The sequence below is a fragment of the Pseudomonas sp. AC211 genome (genome assembly GCF_979258055.1).
In genome coordinates, this window is sequence record NZ_OZ409830.1 from 2,093,753 (window position 1) to 2,111,349 (window position 17,597).

Here is a 17,597-nt window from a genome sequence, read left to right on the forward strand (position 1 = left end):
CCGGTTTACTGTTTGGCGAGAAAGGCCTTGGCGGCCCGCGACCCGTTGGCCTTGCCCAGCACGTCGCAAATGCCTTGGCCGGCCGCGATCAGTTTCGCCATGTCGATGCCGGTGCTGATGCCCATACCGTTGAGCATATAAAGCACGTCTTCGGTGGCGACGTTGCCGGTGGCGCCCCTGGCATACGGGCAGCCGCCGAGGCCGGCGACGGAGCTGTCGAACACGGCGATGCCTTCTTGCAGGCTGGCGTAGATGTTCACCAGCGCCTGGCCGTAGGTGTCGTGGAAGTGGCCGGCGAGTTTGTCGCGGGCGATATCGCGACCGACCACCTCGAACAGCCGTCGGGTACTGGCCGGCGTGCCGGTGCCGATGGTGTCGCCCAGCGACACTTCGTAGCAGCCCATGGCGAACAGCTCGCGCGCGACCCTGGCCACTTGCTCCGGCGCAATCTCGCCTTCATACGGGCAGCCGAGCACGCACGACACATAACCACGCACGCTGATGTTGTGCTGCTGCGCCAACGCCATCACCGGCGCAAAGCGCGCCAGGCTCTCGCTGATGGAGCAGTTGATGTTCTTCTGCGAAAACGCTTCCGAGGCCGCCGCGAATACCGCCACTTCGCTGACACCGGCTTCAATCGCCGCTTCCAGGCCCTTGAGATTGGGCGTCAAGGCGCCGTACGTAACGCCGGGCTGGCGCTGGAGCTGGGCAAATACCTCGGCGGAGCCGGCCATTTGTGGCACCCACTTGGGCGACACGAAACTGCCGACCTCGATATAGCGCACGCCAGCGGCCGACAGCTGATCGACCAAGCGCACCTTGGCGTCGACGCTGATGGCCTGTTGTTCATTCTGCAAACCGTCGCGCGGGCCGACTTCGACCAAGCGGACGTGGGTGGGCAAGACCATTTCACTCTCCCAAAACAACATCGTTCTACTGTACGAGCGAGCTTGCTCGCGAATGGCGTTTGCAGGGTTGGCGAGCAAGCTCGCTCCTACAACAGCACCAGCAGTTGCGTTTATTCCAGGTCCACCAACACCGCACCTTCGGCCACCATTTCGCCTTCGGCGCAGTACAGCGCTTTGACGGTGCCATCGTGCGGGGCGCGGATGCTGTGTTCCATTTTCATGGCTTCCAATACCACCAGCGGCGTGCCGGCTCGAATGGTCTGGCCGGCTTCTACCAGCACGCGCACGATACTGCCGTTCATGGGCGCCGTCAGCCCGCCGTGCTGCTGATGGCTGGCCTCGGCAGCGGCGATGGGGTCGAACTGTTGCACGGCGTGCAGCTCGTTATTCCAGCGCAGGAACAAGGTCGCGCCTTGGCGGATGGCCAGGTGCTGGGTGGTGACGCCGTTGGCGTTTACCCGTAGCTGATCGCCTTGGCGCGTGATGGTCGCGTCGGCGTCGCGAAGGCGCACCACGCGTTGTTCGCCAGCGCAGGTCAAGTGCCAGTCGGTTTCGCTGGCCAGACCGGCGCGCCAACCCGTGCTGGCGGCCCACGGGCTGTGCGGATCATCGTCACGCGACACAGGCGTTGCGGTCAGCTGCCAGGCGCGGGCGGCCAGTTGCCAGAAGGCTTCGGGCCGTTCACCGGGAGGCGGCAGCAGCTCGGGCTGAAAGCGCGGAATAAAGCCGGTATCCAGCTCGGCGGCGGCGAAGGCGGGGTGCGCGAGAATGCGCTGCAAGAACGCCAGGTTGGTCTTCACGCCGCCTACGGCAAATTCGCCGAGCATGGCCAGCAAACGCAGGCGCGCTTCCTCGCGGTTTTCGCCCCAGGCGATCAACTTGCCCAGCATCGGGTCGTAGAACGGCGACACCGCGTCGCCTTCCGCCACACCGCTGTCCACGCGCCGACCCGCGCCAGGTGCCGATTCGCGGTACAGCTGCAAGGTGCCGGTGGCGGGCAGGAAGTCGTTGTCGGGGTCTTCGGCGTACAGGCGCACTTCAATGGCATGGCCTATCAACGGCACCTGCTCTTGCGTTAGCGGCAGCGCTTCGCCGCGCGCCACGCGAATTTGCCAGGACACCAGGTCGAGGCCGGTGATGGCTTCGGTGACCGGGTGCTCCACTTGCAGGCGCGTGTTCATTTCCATAAAGAAAAAGTCGCCGCGCGCATCCAGCAAAAACTCCGCCGTGCCGGCGCCCACGTAGCCGATGGCCTGGGCCGCTTTAACGGCCGCTTCGCCCATGGCCCGGCGCTGCTCAGGGCTAAGGCCGGGGCGGGGGCTTCTTCGACGACTTTCTGGTGGCGGCGCTGAATCGAGCAATCGCGTTCGTTGAGGTAAAGGCAGTGGCCGTGCATGTCGGCGAACACCTGGATTTCCACGTGCCGAGGTTTGAGCACGTATTTTTCCACCAGCATCTGGCTGTTGCCAAACGAGGACAGCGCCTCACGCTGCGCAGAGGCCAACGCTTCGGCCAACTCTCCCTCGTGCTCGACCACTTTCATGCCTTTGCCGCCACCGCCGGCCGTGGCTTTGAGCAGCACCGGATAGCCGATGCGCTGGGCGGCGTCGCGGAAGGTGGCGAGGTCTTGCGCCTCGCCGTGGTAGCCGGGCACCAGCGGAACGCCAGCTTTTTCCATCAGCGCTTTGGCGGCCGACTTGCTGCCCATGGCGTCGATGGCAGAGGCGGGCGGGCCGAGAAAAACCAGCCCGGCCGCTTCGATGGCCCGGGCGAACTCGGCGTTTTCGGAGAGAAAACCGTAACCGGGGTGGATTGCCTGGGCGCCACTGGTTTGCGCCGCGGCGATCAGTTTGTCGATGCGCAGGTAGCTCCCAGCCGGCTTGGCGCCGCCCAGATTCACGGCGCTGTCGGCCTCGCGCACATGGCGGGCGCGGCGGTCGATGTCGCTGTGCACGGCCACGGTGCTCAGGCCCATGGCCTTTGCGGTGCGCATCACGCGACAGGCGATCTCGCCTCGGTTGGCGACGAGTAAACGGTTGATCATGACTGCGGCTCCTGCCAGGCGGGTTTGCGCTTGGCCAGAAAGGCTTGCAGGCCTTCCTGACCTTCGGCGCTGACGCGGATTCGAGCGATGGCGTTTTCGGTGTAGCGGCGCAGGGCCGGGGTCAGCGCGCCAGTGCCTACTTCATGCAGCAATTGCTTGCTGGCCTGCATGGCTAACGGACTGTTGAGCAGCAGGTTGGCGACCCAGCTTTCTACTTCCGCCTCCAGCTCGTCAGGTTCGTAGCACTCGGCCAACAAGCCCAACTGCTGCGCGCGTTGGCCGTCGAAGCGTTCGGCGGTCAGCGCAAAGCGGCGCGCGGCCCGCTCGCCAATGGCTTGCACCACGAACGGGCTGATGACCGCAGGCGCCAGGCCGATGCGCACTTCCGACAGGCTGAACTGCGCATCGCGCGCGCCGATGGCCATGTCGCAGCAACTGATCAGGCCGATGGCACCGCCAAACGCCGCACCTTGCACCACGGCCACGGTGGGGATTTTCAACTGATGCAGGCTGTACATCAGGTCGGCCAACTCACGGGCGTCGTTGAGGTTGGCGCTGTAGTCGAGATTGGACGATTGCTGCATCCAGGCCAGGTCGGCGCCGGCGCAAAAGTGTTTGCCGCGCCCGCGTAGCAGCATGAAGCGAATACTGCGGTCGGCCTTGATGATGTCCAGCGCCAGCACCAGTTCGCGAATCATCTGGGCATTGAAGGCGTTGTTCTTCTCCGGGCGATTCAACCACAGGGTGGCGATGCCGTCGGTGCTGATAGCTAGTTCGATGGTGGTGAAGTTAGTCATTGCACGAATCTCTGTGTGGAGCTGGGCTGGCTTTCGTGGGAGAGGCTGAAACCTCTCCTACAGGAAACGCCGTTCAGCTGAACTACATCCGGAACACACCGAACTGGGTGGGCTCAATCGGCGCGTTCAGACTTGCGGAAAGTGCCAGGCCCAACACCTCGCGGGTTTGCGCAGGGTCAATCACGCCGTCATCCCATAACCGTGCGCTCGAGTAATAGGGGTGACCCTGCTGTTCGTATTGCGCCAGGATCGGCTGCTTGATCGCCGCTTCGTCTTCGGCGCTCAGTTGCTGGCCACTGCGTTCGGCCTGCTCGCGTTTCACCTGCGCCAGCACGCCCGCCGCCTGCTCGCCGCCCATGACGCCGATGCGCGCGTTGGGCCACATCCACAGGAAACGCGGGTCATACGCGCGGCCGCACATGCCGTAATTACCGGCGCCGAAACTGCCGCCGATAATCACCGTGAACTTCGGCACCTTGGCGCACGCCACCGCAGTCACCAGCTTGGCGCCGTGCTTGGCGATGCCGCCGGCTTCGTATTTCTGCCCGACCATAAAGCCGGTGATGTTCTGCAAAAACAGCAACGGGATGCCGCGCTGGCACGCCAGCTCGATAAAGTGCGCGCCTTTTTGTGCCGACTCGGCGAACAAAATGCCGTTGTTGGCAATGATCGCCAGCGGGTAGCCGTTGAGGTGGGCGAAGCCGCACACCAGTGTGCTGCCGAACAGCGCTTTGAATTCATCGAACACCGAGCCGTCGACCAGGCGGGCGATCACCTCGCGCACATCGAACGGTTGCTTGGCGTCGGCGGGAATTACGCCGTAAATCTCATCGCTGGCATACAGCGGCGGTTGCGGCGCGCGGCTGTTCAATTGGCCGTGCTTGCGCCAGTTGAGGTTGCTGATGCAGCGCCGCGCCAGGGCCAGCGCGTGTTCGTCGTCTTCGGCGTAATGGTCGGCAACGCCAGAGGTTTTGCAATGCACGTCGGCACCGCCGAGGTCTTCGGCGCTCACCACTTCACCCGTGGCAGCGCGCACCAGCGGCGGCCCGGCGAGGAAAATGGTGGCCTGGTTGCGGACCATGATGGTTTCGTCCGACATCGCCGGCACGTAGGCGCCGCCGGCCGTACACGAGCCCATGACCACGGCGATTTGCGGGATGCCCATGGCGCTCATGTTCGCTTGGTTGAAGAAAATGCGGCCGAAGTGTTCGCGGTCGGGGAACACCTCGTCCTGACGCGGCAGGTTGGCGCCGCCCGAATCCACCAGATAGATGCAGGGCAGGCGGTTTTCCTTGGCGATGGTTTGTGCGCGCAGGTGCTTCTTCACCGTGAGCGGGTAGTAGCTGCCGCCTTTGACCGTGGCGTCGTTGGCCAAAATCATGCACTCCACGCCCTCGACGCGACCGATGCCGGCAATCACCCCAGCGGCCGGCACGTCTTCGCCGTACACCTCGTGGGCCGCCAGTTGGCCGACTTCAAGAAAGGCCGAGCCGGGGTCGAGCAGACGGTTAATGCGTTCGCGCGGCAGCAACTTGCCCCGCGAGGTGTGGCGTTCCTGCGCCTTGGCACCGCCGCCTTGCTGCACCTGGGCGAGGAGGGCGCGCAAGTGATTGACCTGCTCGAGCATGGCATCGGTATTGGCCGCGAATTCGGGGCTGCGGGTGTTGATGTGGCTGGTGAGGATGGCCATGGGGCGCTCCGGGCGATGCGTTCGGTACCTGTGGGAGCGGCTTTAGCCGCGATGCTTTTAGATCAACAACATCGCGGCTAAAGCCGCTCCTACAGTCGATGTAGGGCTGGTGGTCAACGGGTCTCGTTAAACAATTCCCGCCCAATCAACATCCGCCGAATTTCGCTGGTGCCGGCGCCGATCTCGTACAGCTTGGCGTCGCGCAGTAAACGGCCGGTGGGGAATTCGTTGATGTAGCCGTTGCCACCCAGAATCTGGATGGCGTCCAAGGCCATTTGCGTGGCGCGCTCAGCGCTGTAGAGGATCACCCCGGCGGCGTCTTTGCGCGTGGTTTCGCCACGGTCGCAGGCATTGGCCACGGCGTAGAGGTAGGCGCGGCTGGCGTTGAGTTGGGTGTACATGTCGGCGACTTTGCCTTGGATCAGCTGGAATTCGCCGATGGCCTGGCCGAACTGTTTGCGGTCGTGGATGTAGGGAACCACCACGTCCATGCAGGCTTGCATGATGCCGACGGGGCCGCCGGACAGCACCACGCGCTCATAGTCGAGGCCGCTCATCAACACCTTCACGCCGCCATTGAGCACGCCGAGAATGTTTTCTTCCGGCACTTCAACGTCATCGAAAAACAGCTCGCAGGTGTTGGAGCCGCGCATGCCGAGCTTGTCGAATTTGTTGCTGCGCGAGAAACCCTTTAAGTCGCGCTCGACGATAAACGCGGTGATGCCGTGGGCGCCTTTTTCCAGATCGGTTTTGGCGTAGATCACGTAGGTGTTGGCGTCTGGCCCGTTGGTGATCCAGGTTTTGCTGCCATTGAGCACGTAGTGGTCGCCGCGTTTGTCGGCGCGCAGTTTCATCGACACCACGTCCGAGCCGGCGTTGGGCTCGCTCATGGCGAGGGCGCCGACGTGCTCGCCGCTGATCAATTTGGGCAGGTACTTGGCTTTCTGCTCAGCGGTGCCGTTGCGGTTGATCTGGTTCACGCACAGGTTGGAATGCGCGCCGTATGACAAACCCACCGAGGCCGAGCCGCGGCTGATTTCTTCAATCGCCACCACGTGCGCCAGGTAACCGAGGCCGGCGCCGCCGTATTCCTCGCTGACGGTAATGCCCAGCAAGCCCATGTCACCGAATTTTCGCCACATGTCGTGGGGGAACAGGTTGTCGCTGTCGATGGCCGCAGCGCGTGGCGTCAGTTCGGCGGCGACAAAGGCCTGCACTTGGTCGCGCAGCATGTCGATGGTTTCGCCGAGGGCAAAGTTCAGGGAAGGGTAAGTCATGGTGGGCACCTGCTGATTATTGTTGTTGAGCTGCCAGTAACGGGTTAAGCGGGAATTTGCGCCATGGCGGCCAGGCAGCGCTCTTCGGCGGTGTCCAGCTCCATTTGCATCTGCTCGATGTCGAGTAATTGCTGACGCAGCTGTTCGCGGCGCTCGGCGATCTTGCGCATAAAGGTTTCGAGTTGTTTGTGGTTGCCGGTGGGGTCGTACAGCTCGATCAGCTCGCGGCATTCGGCCAGGGAGAAGCCGATGCGCTTGCCGCGCAAAATCAGCTTGAGGGTGACTTTGTCGCGCGCCGAATAAATGCGCTCCTGACCACGGCGCTCGGGAGTGAGCATGCCTTGCTCTTCGTAAAATCGAATGGTGCGGGTGGTTACGTCCAGCTCGCGGGCCAGGTCGGAAATGCTGTAAGTGGTCGGCATAGGAAAATGCTTACTCGATAAGTTACCTTTACGTTAACGTAAGGCAACTTTCCTTACAGCGTCAAGCGAGCTTTTGTGGGTGTTTTTGGCGTCAGGCGGTTTTGCGCGGCGACTGTGGCGGGGCATTGATGCCCATCGATACGTAGATGCTGGTGAACGCATCCACACCAATATTGGCCGGCTTCACCCATTCCACCGGCACATACAGCAGGCCGCCGCCGATGGGAATTGGCGCGGTGGGCACCAGCACGGCGTAGTAGTGGCGACCGTCGATATCAATGGGTTCGGGGTTGGGCATCAGCGCCAACACCGCCACGCCGTCGCCGCCGAAGAAGCACCACACCGGGCTCATGGCGTTGATGTCGGCGCCTTCTTTTTTCTCCAGCAGCGCCACGAAGCGGTCGGCCAGGTTGTACAGCTTGCCGAACAGCGGAATGCGCCGCAGGGTGACGTCGGTCAACCAGGCCAGCGGCTTGCGCAAGCCGTGTTGCACGGCCAAACCCAGCACATAAATCGCGATTACCAGCAGCACGGTGCCCAAGCCGTAGGCGAGGTAGGTGTTGCTGGCGAATGGTTGGCCCATGGCGGCAAACAGCCGGCCGACGTAGGTCGACGGCCCGACGATGCGGTTGAGCAGGCTGACCACCCAGGTGAGCAACACCAGGGTCAAGGTCAGTGGCAATAAAACGATCAACCCCGCCAACCAGGTGGTCAGCAGGGAATTGAAGCTTTTCTTCAGCATCGGGAATTCCGCGGCAATCAAGCGATGGCTTTGAGGGTGAATACCTGGGTGATCTGTTGCAGCTGGCCGTCCCACACGTAACGCAAATGCTCGCCCTGCACCGGAATGCTGGCGGCCGGCGGGCGGAACAGCGCCGCGCATTCGCCGTTTTCGTTGCGCACGCTGCGGTACAGCAAACCCCACGAGCGCGCTTTACGGCGCTCGGCGGCAAAGCGTTGGGACAGGGCGTAGGCGTTCGGGTCGGGGTCGTAGAGTTCGTCGTAGCCTTCGCGCACGTCATCCAGCGGCTGCACCACTTTGCACACGTAGGTGCGCAGGGTCAGCTCCATGCTCGGCTCGTGGGTGGCGCGCATAAAGCGTTCGCGGTGGAAGCGGGTTTCGGCGATGGCGGTTTGTAAACTGTCGCCGCAGTAGTACACGCCGTATTGGCCGTCGGTGAAGCGGCTTTTGGCGCCCACGTGAGTAAAGGCAGCCATTAACGGCGAGGCGCCGGGGCCGCACACGCGGTCTTCGGGGGCCACATGGCTAAGCAGGCCGGCCTCTTCGCGCAGGCGGTCGTTGGTCAGGCTTTCAATCAGAAAGGCTTGTTCCAGATCGGCGGGGTCCAGCACATCTTCAAACACCGAGATCGGCGGGAAGGCGCTGGAAACGATGCGATAGGCCCGCATCCATGCAGGCAGCACTTGAGTCGGTTGTTTCAACCACGTACTCCATCCAGGTAACGACGTACCACGGCAATATCCATCACGCCGCCGGCCAGCATCACCTGCAAAGCGCTCATGCCGTTGAAGGGTGCTTCGCTGTTGGCCTTGCGAATCCATTCGTACGTCGACGGTTTATCGCCAAACAAAATACGCAAGGTTTTATGGATGCCCATCAGATAGGAAACCCGCTCTAACGTGTCGCGCGGTAAGCGAATTTCGGGCAGTTGGCGGTACTTGTAGAGCGTGCTGCGGCCGATGGAGCCCAGCAGCACGGTTTGTTCCTCGACCGAGCAGTTCCATTTCTCCATCAGGTTGAAGAAAAACTTCAGCGCCACCTGCCCGGCATGAGCCGAGTCGAGGTCGAGAACAGCGCTGTTGGACGGGCTGGCGAGGGACATGGTGTTTCTCCACAAGTGGACAGTGATGTCACTTTAGTCCGCATATGGAAAAACCGCAAGTGCCCGATACCCAGCGCGCTTATGCCTGCCCGGCGTCCTGCACGCTGATCTGCTGCGCCAACTCGATCATCTGCTCACGCATCCAGCGGTTCGCCGGGTCCTGGTCGGTGCTTTCGTGCCAATACAGGTGCGTTTCCACGGCGGGCACTTCTACCGGCACGCCGACGTAGTGCAAGTCGTGGCTGCGGGCAAAGCGCTCGGGCACGGTCATGGCCATGTCGGTTTTCTGCATCACCATCGAAGCCATCAGGTAATGCTGGGAGCGCAGGGCGATCTTGCGCTGAATGCCCATTTTGCCGAGGGTGAGGTCGACATAACCCAGCCCGCTGCGGCGGCTGGAGATGTGGATATGGGTCAGCGACATATATTCGTCGAGCGTCAGCTTTTCCTTGGCCAGCGGATGGCCTTTGCGGATCGCGCACACATAGCGGTCAGACAGCAGCTTGACGTGGCGCACCTGCGGGTCGGTGTTCAGCGGCGCGTCCACGGCGAAGTCGAGGCGGCCGGCGGCGAGCTCTTGGTGGTCTCGCGACGCTTCGACAAAAAGCTCTCAATCTGCACGGCCGGCGCCTGGCGACGCAGGCGCTGGAACAGCGGCGGCAGAATGATCTCTTCGGTGAGGTCGGTCATGCTGATGCGGTAGGTCTTGTTGGCTTGCAGCGGGTTGAACGTGCGGCTTTCCTGCACCGAAACACGCAGCAGCGACAGGGCATTGCGGACCGGACCAATGATGTTCTGCGCCATGGGCGTGGGCACCATGCCTTGCGCGGTGCGGACGAAGAGCGGGTCGTTGAAGGTTTCGCGCAGGCGCGCCAGGGCGTTGGATACGGCGGGTTGGGTGATGCCGACAATCTGCCCGGCACGGGTCAGGTTGGCCTCGGTGTAGATGGCGTCGAAGACGATAAAAAGGTTGAGATCGACCTTGCTCAAGTTCATTGCCAACGCGCTCCTGGTCTTATTGGTTTGGTGTCCCGGAATCAGCTAATCATATATCGGTGATGAATGTTAATACACGCCGAGAATAGGTTAGATAAATCTTCATCCCTGTTCTAGGATCTTTTCCAACCTCACAACAGCCCGTCAGAAGGTGCCTCCGATGGATTTCGCTTATTCCCCCAAGGTTCAAGAACTGCGCGAACGCGTTACCGCATTCATGGACGCTTATGTCTATCCCGCCGAAGCGGTGTTCGAAGCTCAAGTGAACGAGGGTGATCGCTGGCAGCCCACCGCGATCATGGAAGAGTTGAAAGCCAAGGCCAAAGCTGAAGGCCTGTGGAACCTGTTTCTGCCGGAGTCGAAACTCGGCGCCGGTCTCACCAACATGGAATACGCGCCGCTGGCCGAAATAATGGGCCGCTCGCTGCTGGGTTCCGAGCCGTTCAACTGCTCCGCGCCAGACACCGGCAACATGGAAGTGCTGGTGCGTTACGCCAACGAAGAACAGAAAAAACGCTGGCTCGAGCCGCTGCTCGCTGGCCAAATTCGCTCGGCATTTGCCATGACCGAACCGGGCGTGGCGTCGTCCGATGCCACCAACATGGAAGCCCGTGCCGAGCGCGTGGGTGATGAGTGGGTTATCAACGGCCGCAAATGGTGGACATCGGGCGCCTGCGACCCGCGCTGCAAAATCATGATTTTCATGGGCCTGAGCAACCCGGACGGCCCGCGTCACCAGCAGCACTCCATGATCCTGGTACCGACTGATGCGCCCGGCGTAAAAATTCTGCGTCCGCTGCCGGTGTTCGGCTACGACGACGCCCCCCACGGCCACGCCGAAGTGCTGTTCGAAAACGTGCGCGTACCCTACGACAGCGTGTTGCTGGGCGAGGGCCGTGGTTTTGAAATCGCTCAAGGTCGCCTTGGCCCAGGCCGTATTCACCACTGCATGCGCTCCATCGGCATGGCCGAACGCGCCCTGGAATTGATGTGCCAGCGCGCCGTCAGCCGTACTGCGTTCGGCAAGCCGCTGGCCCGCCTGGGCGGCAACGTCGACATCATCGCCGACTCGCGCATGGAAATTGACATGGCCCGTCTGCTGACGCTCAAAGCGGCTTACATGATGGACACCGTGGGCAACAAAGTGGCGAAAAGCGAAATCGCGCAGATCAAAGTTGTCGCGCCAAACGTCGCCCTGCGCGTAATCGACCGCGCCATTCAAATGCACGGCGGCGCGGGTGTGTCGAATGACACGCCGCTGGCCTACATGTACGCCATGCAACGCACCCTGCGCCTGGCCGACGGCCCGGACGAAGTGCACCGTGCAGCCATCGGCAAGTTCGAAATCGGCAAGCACATGCCTAAAGACATGCTCAAGAGCCACTAAGCCCTAGCGCATGAAAAAGCCCGCCCGGTTTAGCCGTGGCGGGCTTTTTTGCGTCTGCCGTTCTGCCCCGTTACTCGCGGTAGAACACTTGCACCAGGTGATAACCGAACTGGCTTTTCACGGGGCCGTGCACGGCGCGCACTTCCTTTTTGAAAATGACCGAGTCGATGGACTTCACCATCTGCCCAGGCCGCACTTCGCCTAGGTCGCCACCTTTTTTGCCGGACGGGCAGGTGGAGTATTTTTTCGCCAATACATCGAACGCCTCGCCCGCGGCGATGCGTTTTTTCAGCGCGGCCGCTTCCGCCTCGGTTTTCACCAGAATATGGCGGGCCATTGCTTTTGCCATGGGGGCTCCTCGGAATCTTCTTTATTTGCCAACGCATCGAGGCATAAGCCTCGGTTACGGGGCGCGTAGTGTGCCAGTATTTGCGGCGGCGTTTTACTGGCGCCAATAACATGGCCGCCAGTGTGCTTACTTTGACCTACCGTATTACTTCCACGACCCAAGGAGGCTTTGCCCATGGACCTGAACCCGATGCTGAAAATTCTGGCGACTCAGGACGGTTCAGACCTGTACCTGTCCACCGGCGCGCCGCCCTGTGCCAAGTTCAATGGCGTGCTCAAGCCCTTGAGTGCCGAGCCGCTGAAGTCGGGTGAAATCGCTGCCGTGGCGGATTCGATCATGGACTCGGCGCAGAAAATCGAGTTTGAGCGCGAGCTGGAAATGAACCTCGCCATATCGCTGGCGGGCATTGGCCGCTTCCGCATCAACATCTTTAAGCAGCGCAACGAAGTGTCGATTGTGGCGCGCAATATCAAGATGGAAATCCCCAAGTTCGAAGACCTGAAGCTGCCGGAAATCCTGCTGAAAACCGTGATGGAAAAGCGCGGCCTGGTGTTGTTCGTGGGCGGCACGGGCTCGGGTAAATCCACCTCGCTGGCGGCGCTGATCGACTACCGCAACCGCAACAGCGGCGGTCATATCATCACCATCGAAGACCCGGTCGAGTACGTGCACCGGCACAAGAAATCGATCATCAACCAGCGCGAAGTGGGCGTAGACACCCGCAGCTTCCACGCCGCCCTGAAGAACACCCTGCGCCAGGCGCCAGACGTCATCCTCATCGGCGAGATTCGCGACCGCGAAACCATGGAACACGCCCTGGCCTTCGCCGACACCGGGCACTTGGCGATCTCCACTTTGCACGCCAACAACGCCAACCAGGCGCTGGACCGCATCATCAACTTCTTCCCCGAAGAGCGCCGCCCGCAGTTGCTCAACGACCTGGGCAATAACCTCAAAGCCTTCGTTTCTCAACGCTTGGTGAAAACCACCGACGGCAAGCGTCGTGCAGCGGTGGAAGTGCTGCTCGGCACGCCGACGGTGCGTGATTTGATCAAGCGCAGCGAGCTTAGCGAGATCAAGGAAATCATGGAGAAATCGCGCAACCTGGGCATGCAGACCTTCGACCAGGCGCTGATCGAGCTGGTTAACGAGGGGGCGATTGATGAAGAAGAAGCGGTGAAAAACGCCGACTCGGCCAACAACGTGCGCCTCAAACTCAAGCTCTACCGCGAGACGCCCGCCGTGGCTGCGGCGCCGGTGGCTGCTCCGGTGGCGCCCGTCGCGCCAGTGGCGCAAGCCAGCGATTGGGGCATGGAGTTGAAGCTGGAAGACATCGAAGAAGAGCCGGCGCCGCCGGAAGATCCGGGTCGCCACGGCATTTAACCCCCGACTATTTCGTCGGCGGGTTCATATAGCGCTCGCGGATGCGCTCTACGCCGCCATTGGCGCGCAGTTTGGCAATGGCGGCGCGCATGCGTTTGATCACCGTGGCGTCGCAGGTTTTTGAACACGCCAGGTACATTTCCGTGGTCGCCATTTCTGGGCTCATCAGCAGCGGGTCGCGGGTGTTGCGGTTCCAGGCGAACTGGCCTTCGGGCACGGTGGTGAACCAGGCGTCGATGCGTTTTAACTCCAGCAGCCGAAGCGGCTTGTCGCCCAGTTGCAGCGGATAAATCTGCTCGCGGCTAAACCCTTGGCTGAGCAGAATTTCCTCTTGCGCCGAGCCGATGCCAACACCAATGCGCTTGTACTCCGTGCGCGCTTGCTCGAAATTTTTCAGCGGTTCGCTGAAGCTAAAAAACGCCCGGGGCAGCGGCAGCACGGAGGCGATCCAGGTGTACTGGGTTTCCCGACCCGGCGTTCGCGACAGCGGCAGAATCAGTAAATTTTTCCCCTCCCGCACGCGCTTTTGCGCCCGCAGCCACGGCTCGGAAATAATGTTCACCCGGTACCCCGCCAGCGCTGCCGCTTCCAGCACGGCGTCGCCCACCAGCCCATGGCCCAATGGGTCGTTAGGGGCGGCTAGCGGCATGGCGTCGGGAATGTACAAATTAAAAACAGGCGGGGCAGCCAACGCGCTGGCGCCGAGCAGGGCCAGCAACAAACCGACTATTCGGGGCAGCATGGCGACGTCCGTAGGAGGGCAGTGGAAGGAGTATAGGTGAGGTTTTGCGCGCCGATTAGCAGGGTCCATATGACTTCACACGGTCAAATTGACTCGCACTCAGGGTGAGTCGTTGTGACTGCGCTAACGGCTAATTTATTGATTTGGATCAATAAAAAATGTGGCACGCATTCTGATTAGTCCTGGGTACGCAACGGAAAGCCTTTCCGGCGTTCACTCGGAGATTCACCCATGTTTGCCTACCTGAGCAGTCCGAAAAACGTGATGCACCTGTCCAACCAATTGCTGATGGCGGGCCTGGTGGTGTTGCTGGTCGGTGTGTTCGTCGCCTACGGCTACGAGGGCAGTTTGAATCTGCCCACGCTGGTCGCCGCCCACGCCGGTGTGATTCTCGGCCCAACGGCGCTGAAGATCGGCTATGTGATGCGGTTGATCGCCCAATACAACCTGCGCAAGGCCCCGGCTGTGGCGTACGCGTGAAATCAGGCGCCAGCGGGCACGATCAGGTCGACCAGCGAATCCGCCGTGGCCTGCAACCGCGCGGTGTCCGGGTACAGACGTTCGATCACCACGATGCCGCGCGTGAGCGTCACCAGCAGCCGCGCGGCGTCTTCAATGGGCAACGCCAGCGGCTCGGTGGCCTGGCTCAGGCGCTCGGCAAGCAAACCTTCCAGCCCGTCGACCATGCCGCGCAGCACGTCACGAATCGGCTCTGCGCTGGCGTTTTCATCCACCGTGGTTTTGGTCGACAAACAGCCGCGCGCCGCTTCGCCGGATTTCATCGAGGCGATGGCAAAGGTGAAAAAGGCTTTGAGCGCTTCGCGGGTGTCGGGGGAGGTCAGGGTTTCGCCGGCAGCGGCCAGAAAGCCTGCTTTGTAGCGAGCGAACACGGCGAGAAACAAGCCTTGCTTGTCGCCGTAGGCGTTGTACAGCGAGCCACGTTGCACGCCCGTGGCTTCGGCAAGTTCCGGCATGGAGGTCGCGCCGAAGCCTTTACGCCAGAAAACTTCCAGCGCGCGTTCGAGGGTTTGGTCTTCGTTGAACTGTCGTATTCCGGCCATGGCGGCAATTTCACTCTTGTTTGACAGGTCTGTCAATAATGCCTTGACAGGCGCTTCGTTGCTCACAACACTAGCAAGCATGACAGGTATGTCAAAGATGGCGTGGACAGCCGATCAGCCTTTTTGCCAAGCGAGCCTCGAATGACCAGTGAAGCCAGCGTCACCCACAGCGACAGCGGCCCCCGCCAACCCAGCGTGATGCACGCGATTATCGCCGGCCTGTGCGCCAGCCTGGTCGGCATCGGTCTGGCGCGTTTCGCCTATACGCCCTTGATTCCCTCGCTGATCGAAGCGCAGTGGTTCGCCGCCAATGACGTGATGTACCTCGGCGCTGCCAACCTGGTCGGTTACCTGGCCGGCGCGCTTAGCGGTCGGCCTATCGCGCGCCGCCTCGGTGGGCCATGGACGCTGCGGGTGATGATGCTGTTCGCCTCGCTGGCGTTTCTGGCCTGCGCGTTTCCGGTGTCGGTGTTGTGGTTCTTCGCCTGGCGCTTCGTTTCCGGGCTGGCGGGCGGCGCGATCATGGTGCTGGCCGCCACCAGCGTGCTGCCGTTTATTCCCGGTGCGCGCAAAGGCCTGGCCAGCGGCGCGATTTTCCTGGGTCTCGGCCTGGGCATCGCCGCCTCGGGCACCTTGGTGCCGCTGCTGCTGAACCTCGGCCTGCAACAAACCTGGATCGGTCTCGGTGTGCTGTTCGCCGTGCTCACCGCCGTGAGCTGGAGCGGCTGGCCGACCGTGGCGACGCCAACGCCGGTCATTACCGCCGGCACCGAAAGCAAAACGCCGACCGCCATGAAACTGCTCTACGCCCAATACGCGCTGATGGCCGTGGCGTTGGTGCCGATGATGGTGTTTCTAGTCGACTACGTGGCGCGCGGCCTGCAATGGGGTGCGCATTGGAGCGCGATGGTGTGGGTGGTCTACGGCATTGGCGCGATTCTGGGGCCGATGGTGTACGGCGCCTTGGCCGACCGCATCGGGTTTGCCACCACCAGCCGCGTGGTGCTTGGTATTCAGGCGCTGGCGATTGCCTTGTTGGCGTTGGACCACAGCGTGCCGGCCTTGGTGGCGGCGGTGTTGGTGATCGGCTCGTTTCCGCCCGGCATCGTGCCAGTCAACCTCGGCCGTATTCAGCATTTGCTGCCGGGCGACCTAAGCGCGCAGAACCACGCCTGGAGCCGCGCCACCACGGCGTTTGCCTTGTTCCAGGCGCTGGCCGGTTACGCCTATTCGTACCTGTACGCCCTGAGTCACGGCAACTACACGCTGCTGTTTGTCATCGGCGGGGCGGCGGTGGTGCTGGCCTTGTTGCTCGACCTGATTCCCAGCGCCAGCCGCCGCGCCGCCGTCGATTAATGCAGCGGAATGTCGTGCGGCACCGCTTTGAGCCGTGGCAGCCACCAGGCCACGGCGAAGTTGAGCGCCAGCAGCAACACGCCGAACACCGGCAGCAGCGGCAAGCCCAGGTGCGCGCTTAACCACAAACCGCCAAACCAGGCGCCTGCCGCGTTGCCCAAGTTGAATGCCGCGTGACTCAGCGTGGCAGCCAGGCTGGCCGATTCACCGGCTTGCTCCACCAGCAGCAATTGCAGCGGTGTGGACACCGCAAAGGTGGCGATGCCCCAGCACAGCAGAATCGCTAGGGTCGGCAGTTGCCACTGCCCGAACAGGTACAAACCCAACACCATCAGCGCTCCGCAGGCCAAGGCCATCGGCACGGCGCGCTGCACACCGCGATCAGCCAGGCGCCCGCCAAGCACGTTGCCCAGGGTCAAACCGACGCCCATCAGCAACAGCGCGCCGTTGCTTTGGTCTGGCGTAAAGCCGGTGACTTCCCGCAGGAACGGGCTGATATAGGTGAACACGGTAAACAGCGACACCGACGTCAGGCTGCACACCAGCAAGGTATGCAACACCGGGCGGCGGAAGATGCCGCTCCAGCTGCCGCTCGCGCTGCGCACCGGCCGGGCAGTGGGCGGCAGCCAGATAAATTGCGCGATCACCGTCAGCGCCCCGATACCGGCCACCACGAAAAACGTCACGCGCCAGTTCGTGGTTTGCCCCAGCCAGGCCCCGAGCGGCACGCCGAGCACGTTGGCGATGGTCAGGCCGCTGATCACCATGGCCATGGCCGAGGCCTGGCGATGGGGCGGCGCGAGGTCGCGGGCGAGCAGGGTGGCGCAGCCAAAGAAGCCGGCATGGCTGATGGCCGTGGCCAAGCGCGCGGCGAGCAGCCAGTGATAATCCGGCGCCAGGGCGCAGGCCAGGTTGCCCAAGGTGTACATAAACATCAGCGCGATCACCGCTTGCCGGCGTGGCGCGCGGTCGAGCATCGGCCCCAGCAACGGCGCGCCGACCACCACGCCCAGGGCGTAAGCGCTGACCAGCAGGCCGGCGTCGGCCAGGCTCACATTCAGGTCGGCGGCGAGTTCGGGCAGCAAGCCCATGATGATGAATTCACTGCTGCCGACTACAAAACCGCCGAGGGCGAGGGCGAGCAGGGGGAGGGACATGAGGGTGCGGGCGTGCATTGAGCGGGGGGTTCCAATCGGGTGGGGCGGTTAGGCTTGAGACGGCGTTACATTCAAGATTCTGGATCCCCGCCTTCGCGGGGATGACGGAGTCGTTTGGATTACCACCGTCATCCCCGCGCAGGCGGCGGTCCGACGATTCGGGATCCAGAATCGTGAGGGGAGC

The 17,597-nt window shown here is 62.3% G+C and carries 16 protein-coding genes and 2 pseudogenes; 4 read left to right on the plus strand and 14 right to left on the minus strand.

The features are described from left to right. Positions 1 to 5: 5 nt before the first annotated feature. From ACZZZP_RS10065 to ACZZZP_RS10110, 10 genes and pseudogenes are all read right to left on the minus strand, one after another. A complete protein-coding gene (locus ACZZZP_RS10065; protein WP_463382599.1) occupies positions 6 to 908 on the minus strand; it encodes a hydroxymethylglutaryl-CoA lyase in 903 nt (300 codons plus the stop codon). A gap of 110 nt (positions 909 to 1,018) precedes the next feature. Further along, positions 1,019 to 2,952, minus strand: a pseudogene (locus ACZZZP_RS10070) (acetyl/propionyl/methylcrotonyl-CoA carboxylase subunit alpha). Then, on the minus strand, positions 2,949 to 3,749 hold the full coding sequence (locus ACZZZP_RS10075; RefSeq protein ID WP_463382600.1) for a gamma-carboxygeranoyl-CoA hydratase: 801 nt from the start codon (positions 3,747 to 3,749) through the stop codon (positions 2,949 to 2,951). The pseudogene ACZZZP_RS10070 and the gene ACZZZP_RS10075 overlap by 4 nt, the downstream one beginning before the upstream one ends. A gap of 82 nt (positions 3,750 to 3,831) precedes the next feature. Beyond that, on the minus strand, positions 3,832 to 5,439 hold the full coding sequence (locus ACZZZP_RS10080; protein WP_463382601.1) for a carboxyl transferase domain-containing protein: 1,608 nt from the start codon (positions 5,437 to 5,439) through the stop codon (positions 3,832 to 3,834). A gap of 113 nt (positions 5,440 to 5,552) precedes the next feature. Beyond that, positions 5,553 to 6,716: an isovaleryl-CoA dehydrogenase gene (locus ACZZZP_RS10085; RefSeq protein ID WP_463382602.1), complete on the minus strand. Its 1,164-nt coding sequence runs from the start codon at positions 6,714 to 6,716 to the stop codon at positions 5,553 to 5,555. Positions 6,717 to 6,760: 44 nt separating this feature from the next. After that, positions 6,761 to 7,138, minus strand: a complete 378-nt coding sequence (locus ACZZZP_RS10090; protein WP_122498479.1) for a MerR family transcriptional regulator — start codon at positions 7,136 to 7,138, stop codon at positions 6,761 to 6,763. A gap of 91 nt (positions 7,139 to 7,229) precedes the next feature. Next, on the minus strand, positions 7,230 to 7,880 hold the full coding sequence (locus ACZZZP_RS10095) for a DUF502 domain-containing protein (protein WP_463382603.1): 651 nt from the start codon (positions 7,878 to 7,880) through the stop codon (positions 7,230 to 7,232). 17 nt (positions 7,881 to 7,897) lie between these two features. After that, positions 7,898 to 8,548 carry an RES family NAD+ phosphorylase gene (locus tag ACZZZP_RS10100; protein ID WP_463384687.1) on the minus strand — a complete coding sequence of 217 codons (651 nt, stop codon included), beginning with the start codon at positions 8,546 to 8,548 and terminating at the stop codon, positions 7,898 to 7,900. A 29-nt stretch (positions 8,549 to 8,577) separates the two neighbouring features. Further along, positions 8,578 to 8,982 carry an MbcA/ParS/Xre antitoxin family protein gene (locus ACZZZP_RS10105; protein ID WP_463382604.1) on the minus strand — a complete coding sequence of 135 codons (405 nt, stop codon included), beginning with the start codon at positions 8,980 to 8,982 and terminating at the stop codon, positions 8,578 to 8,580. A 79-nt stretch (positions 8,983 to 9,061) separates the two neighbouring features. Continuing rightward, positions 9,062 to 9,978 (minus strand): annotated as a pseudogene (locus ACZZZP_RS10110) (LysR family transcriptional regulator). 160 nt (positions 9,979 to 10,138) lie between these two features. Between ACZZZP_RS10110 and ACZZZP_RS10115 the strand changes: the two are divergent. Continuing rightward, entirely contained in the window at positions 10,139 to 11,365 is a 1,227-nt protein-coding gene (locus tag ACZZZP_RS10115) for an acyl-CoA dehydrogenase (RefSeq protein ID WP_463382605.1), read from the plus strand. Positions 11,366 to 11,435: 70 nt separating this feature from the next. Here ACZZZP_RS10115 and ACZZZP_RS10120 read toward each other — a convergent pair whose 3' ends face one another. Further along, entirely contained in the window at positions 11,436 to 11,714 is a 279-nt protein-coding gene (locus ACZZZP_RS10120) for a peptidylprolyl isomerase (protein WP_463382606.1), read from the minus strand. Positions 11,715 to 11,888: 174 nt separating this feature from the next. Here ACZZZP_RS10120 and ACZZZP_RS10125 point away from each other — a divergent pair, with 174 nt between their 5' ends. Beyond that, the gene (locus ACZZZP_RS10125; RefSeq protein WP_463382607.1) at positions 11,889 to 13,097 is read left to right on the plus strand and encodes a PilT/PilU family type 4a pilus ATPase; all 1,209 of its coding nucleotides are present in this window, start codon (positions 11,889 to 11,891) and stop codon (positions 13,095 to 13,097) included. Between the two features lie 7 nt (positions 13,098 to 13,104). Here ACZZZP_RS10125 and ACZZZP_RS10130 read toward each other — a convergent pair whose 3' ends face one another. Next, entirely contained in the window at positions 13,105 to 13,839 is a 735-nt protein-coding gene (locus ACZZZP_RS10130) for a substrate-binding periplasmic protein (RefSeq protein ID WP_463536475.1), read from the minus strand. A 231-nt stretch (positions 13,840 to 14,070) separates the two neighbouring features. Between ACZZZP_RS10130 and ACZZZP_RS10135 the strand changes: the two genes are divergently transcribed. Beyond that, complete coding sequence (locus ACZZZP_RS10135; RefSeq protein WP_463382610.1) at positions 14,071 to 14,319, plus strand: transmembrane sensor/regulator PpyR; 249 nt, start codon at positions 14,071 to 14,073, stop codon at positions 14,317 to 14,319. Positions 14,320 to 14,321: 2 nt separating this feature from the next. Here ACZZZP_RS10135 and ACZZZP_RS10140 read toward each other — a convergent pair whose 3' ends face one another. Beyond that, positions 14,322 to 14,936, minus strand: coding sequence for a TetR/AcrR family transcriptional regulator (locus ACZZZP_RS10140; protein ID WP_463536476.1), 615 nt, complete (start codon positions 14,934 to 14,936; stop codon positions 14,322 to 14,324). A 105-nt stretch (positions 14,937 to 15,041) separates the two neighbouring features. On the opposite strand from ACZZZP_RS10140, the gene ACZZZP_RS10145 reads away from it, so the two are divergent. After that, positions 15,042 to 16,256: a YbfB/YjiJ family MFS transporter gene (locus ACZZZP_RS10145; RefSeq protein ID WP_463536477.1), complete on the plus strand. Its 1,215-nt coding sequence runs from the start codon at positions 15,042 to 15,044 to the stop codon at positions 16,254 to 16,256. Here the strand turns inward: ACZZZP_RS10145 and ACZZZP_RS10150 are convergent. Further along, positions 16,253 to 17,413, minus strand: coding sequence for an MFS transporter (locus tag ACZZZP_RS10150; protein ID WP_463382613.1), 1,161 nt, complete (start codon positions 17,411 to 17,413; stop codon positions 16,253 to 16,255). The two genes, ACZZZP_RS10145 and ACZZZP_RS10150, sit on opposite strands and share 4 nt — an antisense overlap. Between the last annotated feature and the right edge of the window lie 184 nt (positions 17,414 to 17,597).

Bases quoted from the DNA above. Each gene is read 5' to 3' on its own strand.
- ACZZZP_RS10125 (WP_463382607.1), top strand. From the start codon at position 11,889: ATGGACCTGAACCCGATGCTGAAAATTCTGGCGACTCAGGACGGTTCA.
- ACZZZP_RS10085 (WP_463382602.1), bottom strand. From the start codon at position 6,716: ATGACTTACCCTTCCCTGAACTTTGCCCTCGGCGAAACCATCGACATG.
- ACZZZP_RS10135 (WP_463382610.1), top strand. From the start codon at position 14,071: ATGTTTGCCTACCTGAGCAGTCCGAAAAACGTGATGCACCTGTCCAAC.
- ACZZZP_RS10120 (WP_463382606.1), bottom strand. From the start codon at position 11,714: ATGGCAAAAGCAATGGCCCGCCATATTCTGGTGAAAACCGAGGCGGAA.
- ACZZZP_RS10115 (WP_463382605.1), top strand. From the start codon at position 10,139: ATGGATTTCGCTTATTCCCCCAAGGTTCAAGAACTGCGCGAACGCGTT.
- ACZZZP_RS10065 (WP_463382599.1), bottom strand. From the start codon at position 908: ATGGTCTTGCCCACCCACGTCCGCTTGGTCGAAGTCGGCCCGCGCGAC.
- ACZZZP_RS10090 (WP_122498479.1), bottom strand. From the start codon at position 7,138: ATGCCGACCACTTACAGCATTTCCGACCTGGCCCGCGAGCTGGACGTA.
- ACZZZP_RS10100 (WP_463384687.1), bottom strand. From the start codon at position 8,548: ATGCGGGCCTATCGCATCGTTTCCAGCGCCTTCCCGCCGATCTCGGTG.
- ACZZZP_RS10150 (WP_463382613.1), bottom strand. From the start codon at position 17,413: ATGTCCCTCCCCCTGCTCGCCCTCGCCCTCGGCGGTTTTGTAGTCGGC.
- ACZZZP_RS10105 (WP_463382604.1), bottom strand. From the start codon at position 8,982: ATGTCCCTCGCCAGCCCGTCCAACAGCGCTGTTCTCGACCTCGACTCG.
- ACZZZP_RS10095 (WP_463382603.1), bottom strand. From the start codon at position 7,880: ATGCTGAAGAAAAGCTTCAATTCCCTGCTGACCACCTGGTTGGCGGGG.
- ACZZZP_RS10080 (WP_463382601.1), bottom strand. From the start codon at position 5,439: ATGGCCATCCTCACCAGCCACATCAACACCCGCAGCCCCGAATTCGCG.
- ACZZZP_RS10075 (WP_463382600.1), bottom strand. From the start codon at position 3,749: ATGACTAACTTCACCACCATCGAACTAGCTATCAGCACCGACGGCATC.
- ACZZZP_RS10130 (WP_463536475.1), bottom strand. From the start codon at position 13,839: ATGCTGCCCCGAATAGTCGGTTTGTTGCTGGCCCTGCTCGGCGCCAGC.
- ACZZZP_RS10145 (WP_463536477.1), top strand. From the start codon at position 15,042: ATGACCAGTGAAGCCAGCGTCACCCACAGCGACAGCGGCCCCCGCCAA.